Source organism: Pseudomonas bohemica (genome assembly GCF_002934685.1).
Taxonomy (GTDB): Bacteria; Pseudomonadota; Gammaproteobacteria; order Pseudomonadales; family Pseudomonadaceae; genus Aquipseudomonas; species Aquipseudomonas bohemica.
This window is the reverse complement of sequence record NZ_NKHL01000120.1, coordinates 194,288-199,399: the sequence shown is the minus strand read 5'-3', so window position 1 is coordinate 199,399 and position 5,112 is coordinate 194,288. Positions and strand designations below refer to the sequence as shown.

Genomic DNA, 5,112 nt, shown 5'->3' with positions numbered 1-5,112 from the left:
CCGAATCGATTAAGTCCTGTAGCAACTCACGTGGAATCACTACGTTTTCTGCGTGGCTGTGCATGCCGCTTCTCCTTGTTTTTTGGATGTACTCCTATTAGCCGCAACGGGTGGTTGGGGCAGTCGAAGTGATGGTGTTCGTTTTTAGTGGTGCAGTGTTCACACTTGGGCATTGTGCTTAGCTCGTACCTGCTGGCGCGGAGATGAGACAGAAATGCATTGATTTCTTCACGAACCGCGTCAGACAACGAATTTCCCCAAATATTTGGACACACTTAGGGGATCGGTTCGTTATCGACGTATACGGGCATAGCGATATCCCTGTAACCCATACAGGTTACTTTTCGAGATGTAACCGATAGAGGTTACGGAGGGGTTGGTCAGTCGCCGCAGAAACAGGCAATGGCCTCGTCTTGATCGGCGAACATGTCGAATTGGATTTCGGAATAGTCGAGCATCTCCTGATAGCTCGGCCGGTCGAAGCGGAAAAGGGCGCCGTTCCCGGTGATACCGCTGCTGGAAACTGCAGTGCGCTCCATGCGCGCCCACCACTCAGCCTTGCGAACTGGTGACCCCCGGTCGCTGGCGATGATCGAATAGACCTGGTACGCCCCCTTCAGGAAGCACAGGTCGCAGTTCCCTTCGAGCGTTCGGCCATTGATGGTCGGCAGCATCAGGTCAAAGGGCTGAGCCGCCCAGAATTCGGTCACGTCCTGGACGCCGACCCCGGCATCTGCCAGCGGCATCACCATGGTGGCGTGTTTGCTTTCGCTTGTTGTCTTGCGCTGGCGGATCTTGGCGACCCTGCGCGGCTCATCAGCCCGGATGCCCGTCATCATGTCGACCGGCTCGTCTTCGGTTGATAGGCCCAGGCTACGCAGGTATTTGTGGATGATCCTGATCTTCAAGTCGATGGTGCAGAACCTGGTTACTGGGTTGGGCAAGTACTTGCGCTTTCGGATCAGCGCTTCAAACGGCTCGCCGTGGCGGCTGGCAGTGGCGTAATCCACCACCGCGAACCCCGCGTCATCGTCGCGGAACTCCAGCCAGATGATCGGCACCCCCCAGCGCTCGGCGCACTCCCGGACAAACTCCAGAGTGGCGGGGTGTTCCTTGCCAGTGTTTGCGAAAATAATCAGCAAATACTTAGCGATGTCCTCTGCCGTGTTGTGCAGTAGCACCATGAACAGCATAAAGGCGCTGGTGCGGCCGCCAGAAAAGCTGACGACCGTCATCCCGGATAGTTTGTAGGGAGACATGCGGGATCCTCGCCAGTGGCGTGATTCAAAGTTGGGAAGAGGGGGGGTTACGATCACCGTTTTTCAAGGAGGCATGCGATGACCGAGCACCATATCTACGATGAGTACAAAGGCTTCAGAATGTGGAACTACATGACCTGCGAGAAGAGCGAGGAAGGCCGGGAAACTTGGCGGATCAACGTTGAGATCAAGCGCGGCGAAGAAATCGTAATTCCGGTAGTGGTAGGCACAGACAGTTACGTTGATCGTGGTTACGCACAGAAGGCAGGTAAGGAACTGGGTATCAAGTTGGTGGATGAGGCAGGCATTTCCTGACGAGCCCAGTCAAAGTCTCTGGTATACGCTTACCACTTCACAGCGGAGGGTCCAGAGATGTACGCAGGTAGAGAATTGGCACTGCATATCGCTCTCAAGGCCATACTGATGGCTGCCAAGAAGCGAGGAATTGATGTCGATGAACTGACAGACGAAGCTGCGCAAATCCTGGTCGTTAATCCGGCCTATGGGAGCTGGGGCGTATCACAAGCAATTTTTGAGATTGAGAAGGCGGTTGATGCGCTAGTGGTGGAGTGATCAGGCTGGAATAACCGCAATGCAGGTGCTGACCAGCGTCCCGGACGCCTTGAATGACGCATCAGGTAGATTGACGATGCTGCCGTTGTGGGAAGACACGATTCCCCGGAAGTCGCGAGACAAGGCGTCTTCCCGAAACATGACGCCGGTTGGCATTACGGCTACCAACAGGCCGCGGGGTTTCAGGAACTTGAGGGCGTGCAAGACGTGATGGATGTCGCTGCGCTTCTTGTCGAACGGTGGGTTCATCACCACTCGGTCGTATTTCTGAGCAGGTTCTACAGATAGGAAGTCGCCGACGACAACTGACTGGTAGACCTTTGCGTCGATCAGATGCTTGGCGTTTTCCGGCAGGAGCTCGATGCAGTCCACGTCAACGCCCTCGACGATCAGGGCCTCAGCAATCGCGCCGCGACCGGCCGACGGCTCAAGCGCAAACATGCCGACACCGACATGAGCGAGTTCAAGCAGTTTTGCCACGACTGGGGCCGGAGTCGGGAAATACCCAAAATCCTGCGGCACGGTGACCTCGCCCGTCATGATGATGTTCTCAATCGCCTCCGCCGCATCACCATCGAACAAATGGGCCTTGGCTTTCGTGTTCCATTTGCCGCCGGCAGCTTTCAGCGTTTTATCCAGGCGGGCATACAGGCTCTTTTCAAGTTGTCCGCCAGTGATGAACAGCTTGTTGCCTTCGGTGCGGGACGCGCTCAGCAGCGCCATAACGTCGGTTGCGACCTTCATGAGTTATCTCCATGCAGAATCAAGCCTCCGAAAGTTCGGTGGCGAATAGGTTGGTGGTGTTGTTTATTACGGATCACGCGTCGTAAAGTGACGGCCTTTTAACTGTCTGGGAGTTGAGGACAATGGAGCCAGAGCTAACCTGGTTTGGCTTGATTATCGTGATGGCGGGCGTCTACTGGCCAATCTCAATAGCGCTCTCGATATGCCTGGCCATCTGGGGGGCCTGCATCAAGAGCAGAGGGTGGAGCACCGCTCTCTGGCTCGCCGCTGTAACTCCCGGTGTATTGGGGTTTGGAGGGCTGTTCTTCGGCTTAGTAATTTGACCTGATTGGTGGGGAAGCCGGATCGAGCGATTTCAACATGGCCCAGATTGAACTCTGCTACCAGTTAGTCCATCACCATTTCCCGTGGATGAAGCAACTGGACAAGCCCTGCCCTGGTGAGCAGGTGAAAAACACATAGATAGCCCATGTTACCCATCCGACCGCGTATAGCACGACGCCAGCACACGCCAAAATAATCAACATCATGAGATAGCTTTTCATCGAGCTCCTAGGAATTATTCTTCTGCGCACACGGCCCCACGTTTGACGGCGAGGTCTTATGTGATACGCACAAATTTCTCAGGAGGGTGCGGATAAAGTCAAGCCTCCCGCGGTGGGCCGGTGATTAGATACGGGTTCATGCTGATCCTCGCCAGTGGCGTGATTCAAAGTTGGAAATGGCCTACGCTTACCCCTCCACTGAAAGGGAGAAAGTCATGAGCGGAGACAGGGCAAAAGCGCTTGAGATAGCGCTGAGGTATGTGCTGATTGAGGTTCGCAGCAAAGGGCTAGACGTCGACGCCTTGGCTGATGCGGTATCCGATCGGCTAATAAGAGACCCTGTAGCATCTGGACTGGCAGCTGATGCAGTCATTGCCATCGAGGTTGCTGCAGATGGGCTGCATTACCCTGGGTAAGGCTGTCATTGGTATTGAGGTGGCGGCTGATGCGGTGGTGGGGCGATCAGGTTGGCACAGCGGCTTCAAACTTAATGATCCGACGACTGTTGTCGTTCGTTTCTCCATCCACCTTGACCAAGTAACAGGCGGGATAATATCCATCGCTGAGGCCGGTTATAACGCCCTCCTTGATCCGGGTCCCAATAGGCAGCATGGGTTGCGGGTCAAATTTCCCTACCCATTCCCGCACCGCATCACGTTCGGCCTGATCTACCAAGTAATCAAGCTCGTCCAGAATGTCCATGTCGTCGCGCGTGACGACCCAGCCTGCATACTTGCTGAGCTTAATGCAGAGGTCGAACCCATCCATGTGTCGGCTGTAGTGCTGAGCTATCGTCTCGGCATCTGCACCATCAAGCTTCGCGGCGATTATCTTGGCCACACTCAGGACCATTGCTTTATCTGCTGTTGGACGCGGCGGAATCTGCGGCATGTGGTTTCTCCATGCGAAAGCCTCCGAAAGCTCGGTGGCGAATAGGTTGGTGGTGGGTGAAACTTCACGCGTGCTGGGTGGGTCCGATCCATCTCAGCCAGCGCTGGTCGCTGGTCGCAAAATTCGAGCAACGGCTATCAAGGAGATGACCGATGAGTAAATTATGTTTTTCGGCGCTGGTGGCAGTCCCGATGGTTTTAATCGCCACCGTCGCTTCTGCCGATCAGTATTTGCCGGAAATTGCCAGCAAGGCTCCTTACAAAAAAGCCTATACAGAGATGCTGGCCTTTCCAGATTGGGTTGCTAAGGCTCGGGGAACAGCAACACCGGTGGAGAAAGTTTCAGTTGATGGTAAAGATTTCACGGTGGGGCATATGTGTAAGCCCCACGACTGTGCGGACAATCAGTTAATTGTTGTCTTCAGCGGCGATGGCAAAAAGTCATGGGGGCTGATAGCGACTCGTAAAGCAGAAGCCAAGGGTTTCAACAAGTACCTTCTGGGCGATCCAGATAGCGTGGTTGAGGGACTGCTAAATAAAGCGTTCTCTGACCATAATCCGGACGAGTAACTGAAGATGTTCCTGCCGTCTGCGCTGGGCGACGAGTCTGGTGATGCGCTTCATCGATTCGCCAGCATCTCAGCCTTCACCTGAGCAATCTGCCGCTGCAGCTTTTGAATGGTGGCCTCGCCACGCGCGGCATCGTCCGGCTTCCAGTCTTTGGATGCAATAAGCAGTCGGTCGATGCTCTGCTGCATGTGGTAAATGTGGGAATAGCTTTCTTGAGGGTTACGGAAAGTGGTGGTCATGGTCAGGCTCCCGCCAGGTAGGGCATAGGGGCAAAAGGTATGTCGTCATCGTAGTCGTCAAAGTTAGGCGGCGCGCCTTGCTGGCTCTGCTGGGGCGCCGCCTGCTGCTGACGCGGTGGTTGTCGTGCGGCGCTGGCCTGCGGATGCGCCTGCCGCTGCTGGCCGTCCTGCGGCGTGCCGCCGAGTAACTGCATCGTGCCCTGCATATCCACCACGATCTCCGTGGTGTAGCGCTTGATGCCATCCTTCTCCCATTCGCGGGTTTGCAGCTTGCCCTCGATGTAGACCTGCG

Annotated in this window: 9 protein-coding genes; 4 read left to right on the top strand and 5 right to left on the bottom strand. The window is 55.3% G+C overall.

What is annotated here, in order from left to right; all coding sequences use genetic code 11:
- Positions 1–380: 380 nt before the first annotated feature.
- The gene (locus tag CE491_RS26595) at positions 381–1,259 is read right to left on the bottom strand and encodes a phosphoadenosine phosphosulfate reductase domain-containing protein (RefSeq protein WP_110951299.1); all 879 of its coding nucleotides are present in this window, start codon (positions 1,257–1,259) and stop codon (positions 381–383) included.
- Between the two features lie 78 nt (positions 1,260–1,337).
- Here CE491_RS26595 and CE491_RS26590 point away from each other — a divergent pair, with 78 nt between their 5' ends.
- Positions 1,338–1,574: a hypothetical protein gene (locus CE491_RS26590; RefSeq protein ID WP_110951298.1), complete on the top strand. Its 237-nt coding sequence runs from the start codon at positions 1,338–1,340 to the stop codon at positions 1,572–1,574.
- 57 nt (positions 1,575–1,631) lie between these two features.
- A complete protein-coding gene (locus CE491_RS26585) occupies positions 1,632–1,832 on the top strand; it encodes a hypothetical protein (RefSeq protein WP_110951297.1) in 201 nt (66 codons plus the stop codon).
- On the opposite strand, the gene CE491_RS26580 is transcribed toward CE491_RS26585, so the two are convergent.
- Positions 1,833–2,576, bottom strand: a complete 744-nt coding sequence (locus CE491_RS26580) for a methyltransferase (protein WP_110951296.1) — start codon at positions 2,574–2,576, stop codon at positions 1,833–1,835. It lies immediately after the preceding gene.
- 721 nt (positions 2,577–3,297) lie between these two features.
- On the opposite strand from CE491_RS26580, the gene CE491_RS26570 reads away from it, so the two are divergent.
- Positions 3,298–3,537, top strand: a complete 240-nt coding sequence (locus CE491_RS26570) for a hypothetical protein (RefSeq protein WP_199885260.1) — start codon at positions 3,298–3,300, stop codon at positions 3,535–3,537.
- Between the two features lie 46 nt (positions 3,538–3,583).
- On the opposite strand, the gene CE491_RS26565 is transcribed toward CE491_RS26570, so the two are convergent.
- Positions 3,584–4,012 carry a hypothetical protein gene (locus tag CE491_RS26565; protein WP_110951293.1) on the bottom strand — a complete coding sequence of 143 codons (429 nt, stop codon included), beginning with the start codon at positions 4,010–4,012 and terminating at the stop codon, positions 3,584–3,586.
- Between the two features lie 152 nt (positions 4,013–4,164).
- Between CE491_RS26565 and CE491_RS26560 the strand changes: the two genes are divergently transcribed.
- Positions 4,165–4,581 (top strand): Ivy family c-type lysozyme inhibitor, encoded by a 417-nt coding sequence (locus CE491_RS26560; RefSeq protein WP_110951292.1) that lies wholly within the window; start codon positions 4,165–4,167, stop codon positions 4,579–4,581.
- Between the two features lie 50 nt (positions 4,582–4,631).
- Here CE491_RS26560 and CE491_RS26555 read toward each other — a convergent pair whose 3' ends face one another.
- Both CE491_RS26555 and ssb read right to left on the bottom strand, forming a co-directional pair.
- Entirely contained in the window at positions 4,632–4,820 is a 189-nt protein-coding gene (locus tag CE491_RS26555; protein ID WP_110951291.1) for a hypothetical protein, read from the bottom strand.
- Positions 4,821–4,822: 2 nt separating this feature from the next.
- Positions 4,823–5,112 (bottom strand): single-stranded DNA-binding protein (ssb, locus tag CE491_RS26550; protein WP_199885259.1); only part of this gene is annotated, 290 nt, incomplete at its 5' end.

Bases quoted from the DNA above. Each gene is read 5' to 3' on its own strand.
- CE491_RS26565 (WP_110951293.1), bottom strand. From the start codon at position 4,012: ATGCCGCAGATTCCGCCGCGTCCAACAGCAGATAAAGCAATGGTCCTG.
- CE491_RS26560 (WP_110951292.1), top strand. From the start codon at position 4,165: ATGAGTAAATTATGTTTTTCGGCGCTGGTGGCAGTCCCGATGGTTTTA.
- CE491_RS26580 (WP_110951296.1), bottom strand. From the start codon at position 2,576: ATGAAGGTCGCAACCGACGTTATGGCGCTGCTGAGCGCGTCCCGCACC.
- CE491_RS26590 (WP_110951298.1), top strand. From the start codon at position 1,338: ATGACCGAGCACCATATCTACGATGAGTACAAAGGCTTCAGAATGTGG.
- CE491_RS26585 (WP_110951297.1), top strand. From the start codon at position 1,632: ATGTACGCAGGTAGAGAATTGGCACTGCATATCGCTCTCAAGGCCATA.
- CE491_RS26570 (WP_199885260.1), top strand. From the start codon at position 3,298: ATGGCCTACGCTTACCCCTCCACTGAAAGGGAGAAAGTCATGAGCGGA.
- CE491_RS26595 (WP_110951299.1), bottom strand. From the start codon at position 1,259: ATGTCTCCCTACAAACTATCCGGGATGACGGTCGTCAGCTTTTCTGGC.
- CE491_RS26555 (WP_110951291.1), bottom strand. From the start codon at position 4,820: ATGACCACCACTTTCCGTAACCCTCAAGAAAGCTATTCCCACATTTAC.